The following is a 13,971-nucleotide window of genomic DNA, read 5'->3' as shown; positions in this document are numbered from 1 at the left end:
ATCATGAGCGACGACGTCCACCCGCTACGATCCGCGACGCCTGACGATCTCCGCCATAGCCTCGCCAAGACGGTTGCCCAGCCTGTCGGTGTATTCGTGCCGAACGTGCGCAGGCACAGAGAACATATCGGCCGGCCACGTCTCGATAAGAGGAAACGGAACTTCGACGTCGGGATGATTTTGCGTGAACCGGGCGACTACCTTGCGGGCGGTGTCGCTTCCCCGGCCTGTCCCGAGCGTGCACGCAACCGGTTGAAACACCACGACCAAGGTCGCATCGTGGCGCTTCGCTAGCCGGGCATAGGACTCCAGCACATCTTCGAGATATGTCTTGGACGCCATGGTCCGCACATCGAAGAAGGTCGGCGTCGATACTTCGCACTCGGTGGCGGGAAGCACCTGCCTGACGTCGGTTTCCGGCATCCACCCTTTCGTATCCCGGAAGATGCGAAGGAACTCGAGGTAGTTCTCGTTGTTCAGTAGCGGTCGATCCAAGCGATTGAACGTGCCATTGAGATAATAGATCCGATCGGTCACCTGGCGACGAAATGCCAGCGACGGCACATGCAGCAGGGCGCGCCAAGGGCTCATGAAGTCCTGATACACCGCGTCCCCGAAGACCTTGACGTCGGGTACCCCCCACAACGCAGCGCCATCTGATTCCCACATCTCGGGTCTCGGCATTGTATACGGCGTGAAGTGAAGGATGAGATAGCGCACGGACCCATTTTGGCTCGCCATCAGATCGAGGAGGTTGTAGTAACCGCGAAAACCCAAGTTGGCACAGCAGCTCATGTTGATGAACGACTGGCCGGCGGGAAGATGAGCAGTGACGATCCGCGGGTCGATTCCGTAGAAGCCCGAACTGTCTCCCGACTGCACGATTGTCGGGCTCGAGCTGGCGAATGCCTTGATCTTTTCGAGGACGAACAGCCGTTGCGGCGTCTCGTCGTGGGCAAACGAGAATTCGAGAAAATTCGTCCGATCAAACCAATTCGGGTGCGCGACGAGCCAAACCGTTGCCTCGAGCACCACGAACAGGGCCGCGGCGAAGATCCAGGATCTAAAATGCGAAATAAATAAACTCATTGGCCTGTCTCCGCGCGAAGAAGATGATGCCATAGAGCAGCAGGACGATGACGGCTCCGGCCACCGGCCAGGCCCATCGCTCGAACAGGTCTGGAAATTCGACGCCGCGCCGCCATCCGAGATAATCGGTCAGACAGACTGGAATCGCAAATACTGCAAGTCCCCAAGCGTAGACGCTGAAGGTCCAGTTCAGCGATACGAATCCCGAGATCGTGCCCTTCAGCAGTGAGGGTATCCTCGCCAGTGCGTCACCGTGCAACACGGGTGCCCAATACTGCGCGAACTTGCTCCAAACATCGCCAATCGCGGCCGGAAGCGCGACGATCGAATTCATTATCGGCCAGAATTGCTCCGGAGTGGCACGAAAGAAGATCCATCCAAGGCAAACAAGGTGAAAGAAGAGAACGATCGACAGCACCTTGCCGGCACGCCCGAAGGCGCGGATCAATACCTCGTCGATCGGAAGGAGCCGATAGAGCACCAGGAGGACGCCATGGTAAAATCCCCAGAGGATGAAGAACGCTCCGGCCCCATGCCACAATCCGCCAAGCAGCATCGTGATCATCAGGTTGCGCATTGTCATCAGCCGGCCGTGCTGGTTGCCGCCCAATGGAATGTAGAGGTAGTCGCGAAGCCACGTGGAGAGCGAGATGTGCCAGCGGGTCCAGAATTCCGATGGATTGGTCGAAAAATACGGCGTGGCAAAATTACGCATCAAATCCACGCCGAACAGTCGCGCCACGCCTCTGGCGATCGTCGAGTACGCGGCAAAATCGCAATAGATCTGGAAAGCGAAGGCATAGGCAAAGATCAGTCCTACCCCCGGCGGCAGAACGGCTTCCCTCGTCGGCATCATGCGCTGGATCGTCTCGACCAGACCACCGAAATTATCCGCGAGGACGGTCTTCTGAAAGAGACCGAACAGGATCATGAAGAGAGCACCACTCACGACGGCAGCGCTCGGTAGAGGTCTTATGCGCGCAAGCTGGGGCAGCAGATCGCGGGCGCGCATGATTGGCCCGGCGACGAGGTGAGGAAAGAAGGAAACGAAAGACAGATAATCGACGACGCTACGGTACGGTTTGAACTCACGCCTGTAGATGTCGATCGTGTAGCTCATCGATTGGAAGGTGTAGAACGAGATCGCCGGCGGCAATGCGAGAGAAATCGGGGTCATCGTAACCCCGAGCAGAGCCAATAGCTGCGCGAGATCCGTGGTCAGCCAACTGGTGTATTTGAAGACTGAAAGCAGACCCAGATTGGCAACGACACTGACGACCAGCATACGTTTCCGAAGGCGGGGGTCGTTGCTGCCTTCAATCTTCTGGCCGACAAAGAAGTCCAACAGCGCAGTGACAAAAAACGGGATCAGATACCACCACGCGCTTACCCCGTAAAAGTAGAGGCTCGCCAGCAGCATAAAAAGGTTCGCGAATCGCGTGCGGCGAAGGATCAAATAGCCCGCAAGAACGAGCGGTAAGAAGACGAAGACAAACGCAAAGCTGTTGAACTGCATTGCTCCCGCCCGAATAATTGGCAGAAACAGTATTCGGAATGCAGGGAGCGCGCAACCTCTCCGAGAGATGTTGCGGTCAACAACCAATCAAGAAGAGGGGCGCCCGCTGCAGGTCTGCTGCCCGGACGTCCTATTCGTGATAATTGAAATGCTTGAACCCGTGCCGCTTCACCAGTTCGTCGCGCTGGGCCGTCTTCAGGTCTTCCTGCATCATCTCCCGGACCAATTCGGCGAAGCTGGTCTTCGGTGTCCAGCCGAGATTGCGTTTGGCTTTGGAAGCATCCCCCAGCAGGGTCTCGACCTCGGCCGGCCGGAAATAGCGCGGATCGACCTCAACGAGGCACTTGCCCGTCCCGGCATCGAAGCCCTTCTCCTCGACGCCCTTGCCGTCCCAGCGGATGGTGATGCCGACCTCGCGCGCCGCGATCTCGACGAATTCGCGCACCGAGTGCTGCTCGCCGGTGGCGATGACATAGTCCTCCGGCCTGTCCTGCTGCAGCATCAGCCACTGCATCTCGACATAATCGCGGGCATGGCCCCAGTCCCGCAAGGCATCGAGGTTGCCGAGAAAGAGGCGCTCCTGCAGGCCGAGCTTGATGCGCGCCAGCGCCCGCGTGATCTTGCGGGTGACGAAGGTTTCGCCGCGCACCGGGGATTCGTGATTGAACAGGATGCCGTTGCAGGCGTAGAGGCCGTAAGCCTCGCGATAATTCACCGTGATCCAGTAGGCGTAGAGCTTGGCCACGCCATAGGGCGAGCGCGGATAGAACGGCGTCGTCTCCTTCTGCGGCGTCTCCTGGACGAGGCCATAGAGCTCCGATGTCGAAGCCTGATAAAAACGGGTCTTCTTCTCCAGCTTGAGAATGCGAATGGCCTCGAGCAGGCGGAGCGTGCCGAGCGCATCGGAATTGGCGGTGTATTCCGGCTCCTCGAAAGACACGGCAACATGGCTCTGGGCGGCGAGATTGTAGATCTCGTCGGGCTGAACCTGCTGGACGATGCGCAGCAGCCCGGACGAATCCGTCAGGTCACCATGATGGAGGGTGAGATCCGATCCCTGCTCATGCAGGTCGTGATAGAGGTGATCGATCCGATCGGTGTTGAACAGCGAGGTCCGGCGCTTGACACCATGGACCGCATAGCCCCTGCCCAGCAGGAACTCGGCCAGATAAGAGCCGTCCTGGCCGGTGATGCCGGTGATGAGCGCGGTTTTCTTGGACATTTGGCAGCGAACCCGAACGGCTGGAGCTTAAATTAATGCGGAAATCAGGCGACCTTAGTCGCTTTTCCCGCAGTCGACAGACGCTCTGTTACGATCATCCCCGGCCCGCGTCCAGCCCCTGCAACGGGCTGATTTTTGGAGCAAATCGCTTGATTTTGCCGTTCGGATGTGGGGCGCAGGGGGCCCCTCCAGGCTTGACCGAGATCTGGCACCTCGCATCGAAGCGTCCTAAAACCGGCCGCAGCAATCCTCCACGCCGCGCCTGCCCGCCGGCAGCCATTCCCGAGTCGGAATCACCGTGCCAAGAACCGCGGCCGTCAAATCCCGCATCGCCCCGCGCCTCCTCTTCGTCGTGTCCGAGGACTGGGCATTTTTGTCTCATCGGCTCCCGATGGCGCGGGCGGCGCGGGCGGCGGGTTTCGAGGTCCATGTGGCGACGCGGGTGGGAGAGGACGGCGAGGCGATCCGGGCCTTGGGCTTCACGCTTCATCCCATTCCGTTCCATCGCGGCGGCCTGTCTCCAGTTGCCGCGCAAGCCACGATCCGGGCGCTGCGGCGGGTCGAGAGGCAAATCAGCCCGGCGATGGCGCACCATTCCGGGCTGCAGGCCTGCATCTTCGGCGGTCTCGCCGCGCTCGGCCGCGGTCTGCCCCAGGTCAATGCCCTGACCGGCCTCGGCTATGCCTTCACCGGCGACCCCCGCCGCGCGGGCACCATGCGCCGCCTGCTGTCGGCGCTGCTGCGCTTTCTGCTCAATCGCCCCGACAGCCGGACCCTGGTCCAGAACCCGGATGATTGGACCGCGCTGGAGCGGCTCGGGGTCCGTCCCGAGCGGCTGGTTCTGATCCCTGGCTCCGGCGTCGACACCGACGCGCTGCGCCCCCTGCCGGAGCCCGACGGGCCCGTCACGGTGGGCTTCGCCGGCCGCCTCCTCACCGACAAGGGCATCCGCGCCCTGGTCGCGGCCCACCGCCTGTTGCGCCAGCGCGGCCTCGACATCCGCTTGCTGATCGCCGGAGAGCCGGACCCCGCCAACCCCGCCTCGGTCAGCCAGGCCGAAGCCGAGGCCTGGGGCCGCGAGGATGGCATCACCTGGCTCGGCCATCTCGACGATATCGCCCCGCTCTGGCGGCGCTCCCACATCGCCGCCCTGCCCTCCCATCGCGAGGGCCTGCCCAAGAGCCTGCTCGAAGCCGCCGCTTTCGGCCGGCCGATGGTGGCGACCGACGCGCCGGGCTGCCGCGAGGTGGTGTTGCACGAGCGCACCGGGCTGCTGGTGCCCGTCGAAGATCCGCTGCGGCTCGCCGAGGCGATCGCGCGCCTCGCCGCTTCACCTGAACTGCGCGCCCGCTATGGCGCCGCGGCCCGCGAACTGGTCGAAACCAGGATGTCCGCGCGCGCGGTCGGCGCGGCGACGGTCCAGCTCTATCGATCGCTGCTCTGAATTGCCGGGCAGCGTTGTCAGGCTGCTGTCCTTCCCCTAAACAGCCCGCCATGGTGGCGACGGATCAGCTTCAGGCGATGCCGCTCGCGGCTGCCGCGCTGGCGGTTGCCGCGGCGCTTGCTTGCGCCGTCCTGATCCTGGCGCTGTTCCCGCTGCTGCGGCGCTACGCGCTGGCGCGCCCCAACGCCCGCTCCTCGCACAAGGTGCCGACCCCCCAGGGCGGCGGCATCGCGATCATCGCGGCTTGCCTCGGCGCTGCTGTTCTTTCGCCGCTGCTCGGGGGGCCGACCGTCCCCGTTGCCGTTGTCGGGGCAGCGCTGCTGCTTGCCGCCATCGGCACCCTGGACGACTTGCGGCCGATCCCGGTGCTGCCGCGCTTTGCCCTGCAGGCCGTCGCGGTAGCCTTGGTTCTGGTCGTCCTGCCGGCGGAGTTTCGCATCCTGCCGCCGCTGCCACTCGTTCTGGAGCGCGGCCTCGCATTCTTCGCCCTGGTCTGGTTCGTCAACCTGACCAATTTCATGGACGGGCTCGACTGGATGACGGTAGCCGAAATGCTGCCGCTCACGGCAACGCTGTCGGTGTTCGCCCTGATCGGAACCGCGCCCGCGGCCATCGCGCCGGTGACGCTTGGCCTCGCCGGCGCGCTGGTCGGATTCGCCCCCTTCAACGCCCCGGTGGCGCGGCTGTTCATGGGGGATGTCGGCAGCCTGCCCATCGGCCTGCTGGTGGGCTGGGCCCTGGTGCTGCTCGCCGGAGCCGGTCATCTCGCGGCCGCGCTGCTGCTGCCGCTCTACTATCTCGCCGACGCGACGCTGACGCTGCTGTCGAGGCTGAGGCGGGGCGAGAAAGTCTGGGTCGCCCACCGCACCCACTTCTATCAGCGCGCCACCGACCACGGCTTCACGGTGCGCGAGGTGGTCGGGACCGTGTTCGCGCTCAATCTCGCGCTCGCGACGCTCGCGGGACTATCGGTCGCGCTGTCAACCGTTGCCGCCGATATCGTTCTGCTTGCAGTCGGCACGGTCGCGGTGGCGACGGTGCTGCGGCGCTTTGGCCGCAAGCCAGCCTGACCTGACCGCCGCCCGGCCTGGTCAGCGATCAGCCTGACCGGAAATCCCGAACTCAGGCACCGCATCCTTGAGAACGCCCTCGATGACGCCGCGGTCTTCGGTGGCGACCGCGCGCTGCAGCGCTTCGAGCCAGCTGCGCAAGGTGGCCAGCGGCGGCTCGTTGGGCTGCGCCGCCACGATGCCGGCGATGCCGATATCGGCGGTCGGCTCCTGATGGGCGAACAGGATCTCATTGAGCCGCTCGCCGGGCCGGATGCCGGTGAACACGACATCGATGTCGTAGCCGGGCTGCAGTCCCGATAGACGGATCATGCGCTCGGCGAGATCGACGATCCTGACCGGCTGACCCATGTTGAGGACGTAGACCGAGACGTCGGGCCGCTGCGGCTGCAGGGCATGGGTCGCCGCCGTCACCACGAGGTCGCAGGCTTCGCGGATGGTCATGAAGTAGCGCACCATGTCGGGATGGGTGACGGTGACCGGACCGCCCGCCTCGATCTGCGCCTTGAACTTCGGCACCACCGAGCCGTTGGAGGCAAGCACATTGCCGAAGCGCACCGAGATCAGGCGCATCGGCGGCTTGCCGTTGCCCTTGGTCGCGAGCTGGCGATCGACCGCCTGGCAATACATCTCGGCGAAGCGCTTGGTCAGTCCCAGCATCGACACCGGCTCGATCGCCTTGTCGGTCGAGATCATCACCATGGCATCGGCGCCGCAGGCGACCGCGGCATCGGCGACATTGACCGAGCCGAAGATGTTGGTCTTGACCCCCTCGCCCCAGTCGCGCTCGAGGATCGGCACGTGCTTCAGCGCCGCGGCGTGGAACACCATGTTCGGCCGGAATTCGGCCAGAAGGCGCATGATGCGGTCGCGGTCTCGGATATCGGCGATGCGGCCTTCGATCACGGTCGCGGCGCCGCGCAGCCCCAGCTGCTCGACCACCGCGTGCAGCGCCGGCTCGGCATGCTCGATGATCAGAAGCCGCGCGGCGCCGAAGGCGACCATGCGCTCGCAGATCTCCGAGCCGATGGAGCCGCCGCCGCCGGTCACCGCGACCGACTTGCCGCGCACCAGCGCTTCGAGCCGGCTGTAGTCGATCTTGACGCTTGGCCGCAGCAGCAGGTCCTCGACCGCCACCGGGGCGAGCTGCGGCACGTCGCGGCTCTCCTCCAGCGACGGCAGCCGGCTCACCGTCAGGCCGAGCTTGCGCGAGCGCATCAGGACCGATTCCGGCTGGACCTGCTGGTCGAAGGCCGAGGGCAGCATCACGACGCGGTCGATCGGCTTCTCACGGCGGCTGAAATCGGCGACCACGTCGGCCAGATCATCGACCGCCCCGAGCACCGGAATGCCGCGGATCGATTGGCCGCGGTCGGACGGCGACGGTGACAGTATGCCGACTGGCCACAGCCGCTTGACGGCGCCGTTCTCGATGGCGCGCAGCAGGACTTCGGCATCGGCCGCCCGGCCGATCAGGAGCGCCGGCGCGGCATCGATCACCCGCGCCTGGTTGCGTGTGCGGGTGTAGCGGAAATAGCGATAGGCGAGCCGCGCCCCGGAGAGAAAGAAGATCTCGATGAACCAGTAGAGGACGATGGTGATCTTGCCGAGAAAGAACGTGCCGTAGACGTTCGGCGCAAGGAAAATGTAGTCCAGCACCAGCAACACCAGCGCCAACACCATCGCGGCCTTGACGATGTTGAGCAGATCCGGGAAGGAAATGAACCGCCATTTCGTCGTGGTGAGCTGGAAGAGGTAGCAGGTCACGAAGCTGAACAGCACGAAATAGGGTAGAATCCACAGCAGCAGCGGCAACCGACCGGTCAGATCCGGTCCCTCGAAGCGCAGAACGACGGTCACGAGCAAAGCAGCGGCGGTCGCCAGCGCATCATGCGCGGCAATCAGCCAGTTCCGCCAGGTCAAGCCGTAGAGTCGTCGTATCATCGCCGATTGTCTGCCAGTTCGCCGAACACCAAATCGTCCCCGCCCTGCCTGGCGCCGGCCGCGTGCGCCGTCGCTCGTCCCGCCCGGCGCAGCACCATGCCGCCGGCGACGCCGACGCCCAGAACATACATCCAGCCTTCGTGAAAATCGAACAGATGCGAATTGAGCAGCGAGCTCACCATGTTCTGCACGACGACCAGGAGACCGGTCCAGGCGGCAAGATCGGTGCCGCCACGCCGAAACAGCACCAGATGGCTGATCCACATGGCATAGAGCAGGACGACGCCGATCAGCCCCCACTGCACCGCGACGTTGAGAGTCTGGTTGTGGGGATTGGCGATCACCTCGGCGAGCAGCCCGGTCTGGCCGGCCGCATCGCGCTCGAACAGCTCGCGGGTTGCCCCGGTGCCGTTGCCGATCAGGGGCGAGGCGGCGATGAATTTGAGCGACTTGCGCCAGTATTCGAGGCGCTGGGCGGTCGAGCTCACTGCATTGGTCTGATAGTCGTGATACTCGGCGGCGATGTTGTCGACGCGCTGGCGCAGATAAGGCGAGGAGAACCACACCGCCACGGCCACCGCGGCGGCCGACACCAGCACCAGCGCCATGGCGCGGCGCGACAGGTGCAGGAACGCGAACAGGCCGAGCATCACCGGCATATAGACCAGGGCGGTGCGGGCCGATACCACGAACATCATGTTGGCGAAAAATGCCAGCATCAGTGCGGCGCAGGCGGCGGCGAGCGCCCAGCGCCGCGCCTGGAGGAGGCGCAGCAGCGGCAGCGCCAGCACGAACAGGCACAGCGCGAATTCCTGGCTCTGGTCGATATAGTTCTTCACCGGCACGCCGGTATTGAGCTTGGAGACCGGCGTAAAAGGCACCACCGCGACCGCGAACGACAGCGCGAGCAGCGCGCCGCAGGCGGCGAGGAAGGCGATGAAGACCCAGTGGCCGCGGCTCGATCGCTGGAAATGGTAGATCAGGAACGGGATCGCGATCAGCTTGGCGAGCGGATTGGTGCCGTGCAGCCGCGCCGCCCAGTTCGCATCCGCCCACAAGATGCCGACAATGGAAAGCGCCGCGAAGGCGAGCGGCAGCAGCGAGGCGGGACGCAGCAGCGTCGCCTTCAGCTCGTGCCAGCGCAGCGTCGGCACGAGGGCGATGAACCACAGCGCCATCAGGATCCCCGTCGCCGAGGTCGACCAGGGCAAAGAGGCCGCAACCGCCGCAGCAAGAACGTCCACGCTGCGCATCTGCACCGCCGGCTCACGCCAGCGCCGCCACCACGACGAAGCTCCGGGGATGGTGGCCGCGGCCGGCATGCCGCCGTTCATGCCCCGCCCTCGCGGGCGCGCTCAACGAGCGAAGTGGTGCTGTGGCCTGCCAGCACGTCGACCAGCACGACACGGCCGCCGTCGGCCTCGACGACGTCATGGCCGACCACCTGCTCGCGGCTATAGTCGCCGCCCTTGACCAGCACCGAAGGACGGACCTTGCGGATCAGCTCGATCGGGGTGTCCTCGGCGAACAGCACCACGAGGTCGACAGCTTCGAGGGCGGCCAGCACCTCGGCGCGGGCGCGCTCGTGCTGCACCGGCCGACCCTCGCCTTTGAGCCGCCGCACCGAGGCGTCGGTGTTGAGCCCGACGACGAGGCGATCGCAGGTGGCGCGGGCCTCGGTGAGCAGGCGGACATGGCCGGGATGCAGGATGTCGAAACAGCCGTTGGTGAATCCGATGCGCAGGCCGGCGCGCCGCCATTCGGCCAGCATGGCGTCGAGTTCAGCGCCCGCGGCAATCTTCTCCTCGGCGGCAAGCGAGGCGTGGGGCAGCACCCGGCGGCGCAGTTCGTCCAGCGTCACCGTGGCCGTGCCCGTCTTGCCGACCGCGACCGCGGCGCCGGCGGTGGCGAGCCGCAGCGCGGCATCCCAGTCCGCGCCGGCCGCCAGGGCGACCGCGAGCACCGCCGCGACGGTATCGCCGGCACCGGAGACGTCGCGCACCCGCACCGGCTGGGCCGGGACATGCAGCGCCGAGCCCTCGCGCGGCACCAGCGTCATCCCTCCTTCGCCCTGCGTCACCACCATCGCCTCGCAATCGGCAAGCAGCATCAGTTCATGCGCCGCCGCGGCGATGTCGGCCTCGCTCGCCGCCCTGGTGCGGCTCGCCTCGGCGAATTCCTTGCGATTGGGCGTCAGCAGGGTGGCGCCGCGATAGATGGCGAAGTTGGCGCTCTTGGGATCGACGATGACGCGCTTGCCTGCAGCGCGCGCGGCGTCGATGACGTCGCGGATGACGCGCGCGGTGAGCACGCCCTTGGCGTAGTCGGACAGCAGCACGATGTCCGAGCGCGGCAGCGCCTCGAGGGCGGCGGCGATCAGTTGGCGCTCGATCGACTCGTTGGCCGGAGCCGCGCGCTCCCAATCCGCACGCAGCATGTGGGTCGAGAAATGATCCGACACATAGCGCACCTTGCGCGTGGTCGGCCGCACGGAATCGGTGATGATCGCCGGCTCGATGCCGGGCACGGCGGCGAGGCGCGCCGTCAGCGTCGCCCCGGCCTCGTCGGCGCCGACCATGCTGACGAAGATGCAGCGGGCGCCGAGACCGGCGACGTTGCGGGCGACATTGCCGGCGCCGCCGATGCCGGTTTCGCTGCGTTGAACGGCAATCACCGGGGTCGGCGCCTCGGGCGAGATCCGGGACACCTCGCCATAGACGAATTCGTCGAGCATCAGGTCGCCGATGCACAGCACGGTCGTTTGGACCATCGCGCGCGTCAGCGCGTCAAAGTCGAACATCGATAGCGTTCCTGTTGCCGTCAACGGTAACGGTCGGGCCGGTCGAGGAATCCCGTGACATAGGCCGACACCGCCTCTTCCAGCGGCGTGAAGCCGCCGTTGTAGCCGGCGGCGAGCAGCCGGTCGACACGCGCTTCGGTGAAATACTGATAGCTGCCGCGAATTTGTTCCGGCATGTCGATATAGGCGATGTTGGGGGAGCGGCCGAGCGCGCCATAGGCCGCCAGCATCAGGTCGCGAAAGCTGCGCGCCTTGCCGGTGCCGACATTGAACAAGCCGCTGACGGCGCCGCGCGACAACAGCCACAGCACCACCCGCACCACATCGTCGACATAGATGAAATCCCGGCGCTGGTCGCCATCGGCGATGCCCTCGCGGTGCGACTTGAACAGCTCGACGGTGCGCCCCGAGCGGATCTCGTCGAAGCGCCGCGCCAGCACGCTCGCCATCGTGCCCTTGTGATATTCGTTGGGCCCGAACACGTTGAAGAACTTGAGCCCGGCCCATTGCGGCGGCAGCTTTTCGCCGCTCTCGAGGCGCCCCAGCAGCGCGAGGTCGAACAGGTTCTTGCTCCAGCCGTAGAGATTCATCGGCCGCAACCGCTTGAGCGCCGCGACGCTGGCCTCGTCCTGGAAACCTTCGGCGCCGTCGCCATAGGTCGACGCCGAAGAGGCATAGATGAACGGCGTGGCGTTGGCGGTGCACCAGTCGAGCAGCCGCAGCGACAGGCGGAAATTGGTCTCGACCACGAGATCGCCGTCGGTGGCGGTGGTCTCGGAGATGGCGCCCATATGGACCACGGCCTCGAGGCGCCGGCCGGCGAGCCAGTGCATCAATTCGCCCGGCGGGACGACATCGGCGAGCTGGCGCTTGGCGAGGTTGCGCCATTTGCCTTCCGTGCCCAGCACGTCGCAGACCGCGACGTCGGCGCGGCCGGCATCGTTGAGCGCAGCGACGATATTCGACCCGATGAAGCCGGCTCCGCCGGTGACCAGCAGCATGATGTCCTTGAAGAATGCGCCCCAGCTTCCTTTGCCAAAGCCAAGGGTGGGTGGCAACTCTCGAAAGGCTTAGCCACCACTGGACGGCGGGGCTTTCAACCGCTAACCGCTGCGCAACAGAACAGTCGTGCCGTCGAATAAATGAATATTGATTCAGTTCTTAGCGGGGAGCCGGTGGATATCGCCGACGAGCAACCGATCCTGATCGTGCCGTATATGTGGATCGGCGATTTCGTCCGGGGCCACAGCGTGGTGCGGGTGCTGAAGGAGCGCTGGCCCAACCGGCCGGTGGATATGTTGGCGACCTCGCTATGCGCGCCGCTGGTGGATTACATGCCCGGGGTCCGCCGCAGCATCGTCTTCGACCTGCCGCGCAGCCGCCTTGCCCTCGCCAGGCAGTGGACGCTGGCGCAGACCTTGCGCGCCCAGCATTATGCTACCGCTCTTATCATGCCGCGGACCTGGAAATCGGCCATCGCGCCGTGGCTCGCCGGCATCCCGGAGCGCACCGGCTTCGTCGGCGAGGTCCGGTTCGGACTGATCAACGACTGGCGCTGGGGCGAGAAGGCCCTGCCCCGGATCATCGACAAGAAGGTCGCCCTCGCCCTGCCGCCCGGCGCCCCGGCTCCGGCCGAGCTCCCGGTTCCCCAGCTCGTCGTGCCAACGGCCGAGCTCGCCGCCTGGCGCGCCCGGAACGGCCTCGGCGAGGCGCCGGCCATCGCGCTCGCCCCCGGCTCGGTCGGCTCGGGCAAGCGCTGGGGGGCTACGCCGAGGCGGCGCGGCTGTTCGCCGCCCATGGCCACGACGTCTGGGTGGTCGGTGGCCCCGGCGAAAAGGCTCTTGCCGCGGAGATCGTCGCCGCCGGCGGCGCGAAGGTGCGCGATCTCACCGGCACCGACCTGCGCAACGGCATCCTGGCCCTCGCCGCCGCCAAAGTGGCCATCGCCAATGATTCCGGGCTGATGCATGTCGCCGCCGCCCTCGGCACGGCGACCATGGGGATCTTCGGCCCGACCGATCCCTGGCTCTGGGGACCGCTCAACGGCCTCGCCGCCACGGTCGGGACCAGGACCCCGCCGCCCTGCCAGCCCTGCCATCGCCCGATCTGCACCATGAACGATCACCGCTGCATGACCGATATCACGCCCGGCGAGGTCGTCGGGAAGGCCGAGGCCATTCTGGCGCGGACCAGCGAGCCGGTCAGGTAAAGGACTGCGCTTGCGCCGGCCGGAGCCGGCCATTACGACACCCTGACCTGTTCAGTCCCGATCCTCCGCCCGCGGTGACGCTTTGACCAAGACCCCCATCGCAGCCCATTTCGCGGCCTCGCTCGCTGCGCTCACCACGGCGGCGCACGACGACGCGTTGCAAACCACCACGGCGGTCATCGCCGAGACGCTGATCGCGGCGCTGCGCGGCGGCCATAAGCTGCTGCTCGCCGGCAACGGCGGCAGCGCCGGCGACGCCCAGCACATCGCCGCCGAGATCGTCGGCCGCTACAAGCTCGACCGGCCAGGCTGGCCGGCCATCGCGCTCACCACCGACACCTCGGCGCTCACGGCAATCGCCAACGACTACGGCTTCGAAGCCGTCTTCGCCCGCCAGCTCGAGGCCCTCGGCCGGCCCGGCGACGTGTTCTTCGGCTATTCGACCTCGGGGACGTCGGCCAATGTGCTCGCGGCATTCGCCGCGGCGCGCCGGCGCGGCCTCCTCACCGTCGGCTTCACCGGCAAGAAGGGCGCCGCCATGGCGGCCCATTGCGACCACCTGTTCGTCGCCCCCTGCGAGGAGACCGCAGTGGCGCAGCAGATCCACCTCATGGCGGGCCACGCCATCTGCGACGCGGTCGAGCAGGCGCTGGCCCCGACCGCCCGCGGCTGAGAAC

Annotated in this window: 10 protein-coding genes and 1 pseudogene; 4 read left to right on the top strand and 7 right to left on the bottom strand. The window is 66.0% G+C overall.

The annotated features are described in order from the left end of the window. Positions 1-24: 24 nt before the first annotated feature. From DB459_RS17255 to gmd, 3 genes are all read right to left on the bottom strand, one after another. Entirely contained in the window at positions 25-1,089 is a 1,065-nt protein-coding gene (locus DB459_RS17255) for a hypothetical protein (RefSeq protein ID WP_253706497.1), read from the bottom strand. Further along, on the bottom strand, positions 1,064-2,605 hold the full coding sequence (locus tag DB459_RS17250) for an MBOAT family protein (protein ID WP_253706496.1): 1,542 nt from the start codon (positions 2,603-2,605) through the stop codon (positions 1,064-1,066). Before DB459_RS17250 ends, DB459_RS17255 begins: the two co-directional genes overlap by 26 nt. Before the next feature lie 130 nt (positions 2,606-2,735). Then, entirely contained in the window at positions 2,736-3,827 is a 1,092-nt protein-coding gene (gene gmd / locus DB459_RS17245; RefSeq protein WP_253706495.1) for a GDP-mannose 4,6-dehydratase, read from the bottom strand. 292 nt (positions 3,828-4,119) lie between these two features. On the opposite strand from gmd, the gene DB459_RS17240 reads away from it, so the two are divergent. Further along, positions 4,120-5,271 (top strand): glycosyltransferase family 4 protein, encoded by a 1,152-nt coding sequence (locus DB459_RS17240; protein ID WP_253713609.1) that lies wholly within the window; start codon positions 4,120-4,122, stop codon positions 5,269-5,271. 50 nt (positions 5,272-5,321) lie between these two features. Then, positions 5,322-6,341: a glycosyltransferase family 4 protein gene (locus tag DB459_RS17235; protein ID WP_253706494.1), complete on the top strand. Its 1,020-nt coding sequence runs from the start codon at positions 5,322-5,324 to the stop codon at positions 6,339-6,341. A gap of 21 nt (positions 6,342-6,362) precedes the next feature. On the opposite strand, the gene DB459_RS17230 is transcribed toward DB459_RS17235, so the two are convergent. The 4 genes from DB459_RS17230 to rfaD are packed head-to-tail and all read right to left on the bottom strand — an operon-like array spanning position 6,363 to position 12,086. Continuing rightward, positions 6,363-8,285, bottom strand: coding sequence for an SDR family NAD(P)-dependent oxidoreductase (locus DB459_RS17230; RefSeq protein ID WP_253706493.1), 1,923 nt, complete (start codon positions 8,283-8,285; stop codon positions 6,363-6,365). Beyond that, positions 8,282-9,619, bottom strand: a complete 1,338-nt coding sequence (locus DB459_RS17225) for an O-antigen ligase (RefSeq protein WP_253706492.1) — start codon at positions 9,617-9,619, stop codon at positions 8,282-8,284. The genes DB459_RS17230 and DB459_RS17225 overlap by 4 nt, the downstream gene beginning before the upstream one ends. Next, positions 9,616-11,085, bottom strand: a complete 1,470-nt coding sequence (gene rfaE1, locus DB459_RS17220) for a D-glycero-beta-D-manno-heptose-7-phosphate kinase (protein ID WP_253706491.1) — start codon at positions 11,083-11,085, stop codon at positions 9,616-9,618. Before rfaE1 ends, DB459_RS17225 begins: the two co-directional genes overlap by 4 nt. 20 nt (positions 11,086-11,105) lie before the next feature. Next, positions 11,106-12,086, bottom strand: coding sequence for an ADP-glyceromanno-heptose 6-epimerase (gene rfaD / locus DB459_RS17215; protein WP_253706490.1), 981 nt, complete (start codon positions 12,084-12,086; stop codon positions 11,106-11,108). 141 nt (positions 12,087-12,227) lie between these two features. Between rfaD and waaF the strand changes: the two are divergent. Continuing rightward, positions 12,228-13,294: pseudogene (gene waaF, locus DB459_RS17210) on the top strand (lipopolysaccharide heptosyltransferase II). A gap of 82 nt (positions 13,295-13,376) precedes the next feature. Beyond that, entirely contained in the window at positions 13,377-13,967 is a 591-nt protein-coding gene (locus tag DB459_RS17205) for a D-sedoheptulose 7-phosphate isomerase (RefSeq protein ID WP_253706489.1), read from the top strand. Positions 13,968-13,971 lie beyond the last annotated feature (4 nt).

The sequence above is a fragment of the Bradyrhizobium sp. WD16 genome, assembly GCF_024181725.1.
Lineage (GTDB): Bacteria > Pseudomonadota > Alphaproteobacteria > Rhizobiales > Xanthobacteraceae > Bradyrhizobium_A.
This window is presented reverse-complemented; position numbering and strand designations above follow the sequence as displayed.